The 1,557-nt window shown below is 61.5% G+C and carries 3 protein-coding genes; all 3 read right to left on the bottom strand.

The window, feature by feature from the left end; genetic code table 11:
* Nucleotides 1–84: 84 nt before the first annotated feature.
* Nucleotides 85–552: a hypothetical protein gene (locus WAO31_RS03795; protein WP_509590451.1), complete on the bottom strand. Its 468-nt coding sequence runs from the start codon at nt 550–552 to the stop codon at nt 85–87.
* 54 nt (nt 553–606) lie between these two features.
* Complete coding sequence (locus WAO31_RS03790) at nt 607–777, bottom strand: hypothetical protein (RefSeq protein WP_509590448.1); 171 nt, start codon at nt 775–777, stop codon at nt 607–609.
* A gap of 78 nt (nt 778–855) precedes the next feature.
* Nucleotides 856–1,557: formylglycine-generating enzyme family protein (locus WAO31_RS03785; RefSeq protein WP_509590445.1), on the bottom strand; the 702-nt coding region annotated here is incomplete at its 5' end.

Genomic DNA, 1,557 nt, shown 5'->3' with positions numbered 1-1,557 from the left:
CTTGCGAGGCGCCCGATGGACAGCATTCTGAACAGCCGACTAAATCAACGGCTTCCTAGTCGCGTGAAGACAATTAGGATGCTGCTATGGCCTCGATCCAGCCGCGCGGAGCACGAGTAGTGCGACTAGGGCGAGCGGGATGAAGATCAATAGCCCCCCCGTGGGGCCGCCGCCAAGAGCTTGCTCTCCCGTCGAGGGGCTTCGCAGGTGCCGATCCGGTGCGTTGATTTCCAGATCACCACCGGGCTCGCCGGTGATCGCTGACACGGCAGCCGCGATCTGGTCACCCTCGGCCCACGGGAACTTGGCCCGGATGATGCCCTCTGCGTCGATGACGAATGCCGGACTTGGTAGGTCACTGAACAGGGCGCGGCTTTGATCCTCCATCGTGTCGACGAGCACCGTCATCGGAAGCTCGTACTCGTCCTTCATTCGCTGCGCAAGGACGCAGCGCTGCTCGAAGGACTCTGGCTGCACAACGTCCCCGAACGCCATCTGACCGGCATGGGGCTCCTTTTGGTAGACGATGAGGATCTCGGCGTCTCCGGTCACTTTGAACTTCCTATGTGCGGTCCGCAACCCGGCGGCCGCTCGGCGTAGGGGAGGTCACGTGTAGCCGGCTTTGATGACGACGATGTGGGTGCCGCGGTAGTCCGTGAGCGCGACCGTTTGGCCGTCGAGGGTCCCCAAGACCATGTCTGGGGCGGGCTCACCGACCGCGGGCTTTGCCTCCGCGAACTGGCGTTCGAGATACAGCTCCGTCTCGCGCTTCTCCATTTGCATGAATATGGCAGGCTAAGAAGCTCGGCGCCAACAACAGGGCACCGCCAATGAAGAGAGAGGTTGCGTTCATGTTCATCCGTCTTCTCTTGCCACCCTGAAACCGATGTCGTCGGTCATCACGCTTTGACTCTGCCTCATTCGGAAGCTGTTGCGAAGGTACATTCCGTCCAAGACGAAGGAGCCGCCGCGCAGGGCCTGGTTCATGGTCCCAGAAGGTGCCGCTGGGTCGTGCTCGTTTGACATCCACTCAAAGACGTTGCCGGTCATGTCGTAGAGCCCAACCCCCGTGGGCGCGTAGGATCCAATGGGTTTGAGTGATCCGCTCTCTTGGTTCGCAAGAGCAAGTCGATAGACGTTGCCGTATGAGTAGGTGGAGGACTCCGGGCCGCGCGCGGCCTTTTCCCATTCCGCCTCGTTCGGAAGCCGGTGCACAACGCCCGTCGTTCGGGTTAGCCACTGGCAGTAGGCCTGCGCACCGTAGAAGCTGACCATCACCACGGGCATCCGTGGCGCGTCGGTTTCGTAGCCACCGCTTTCCGTCACTTGGATTAGGCACTTTCGGCTCCTGAGGTCGATCCAGCGCTCATCGATGTCGGCTTGGGCGCTCAGGAAATCTACGTACTCGGCGTTCGTGACCTCGCACCTTCCAAGCCAGAAGCCGTCGATCTGTTCGATCCTTGCCGGGCGCTCGTCCTCCGCACCCACTCCGAGCACATCCCCGATCAGGGCGGGACCCGGTGGAATCCAACACCAGCCTTCTTTCGGTGGCTGTTC

It is taken from the genome of Rhodoluna sp., from assembly GCF_049276775.1.
Taxonomy (GTDB): domain Bacteria; phylum Actinomycetota; class Actinomycetes; order Actinomycetales; family Microbacteriaceae; genus Rhodoluna.
The sequence above is the reverse complement of the archived record's forward strand: the minus strand, read 5'-3'. Positions and strand labels throughout refer to the sequence as shown.

Excerpts from the sequence above, each read along its gene's own strand:
- WAO31_RS03790 (WP_509590448.1), bottom strand. The coding sequence starts at position 777 with ATGGAGAAGCGCGAGACGGAGCTGTATCTCGAACGCCAGTTCGCGGAG.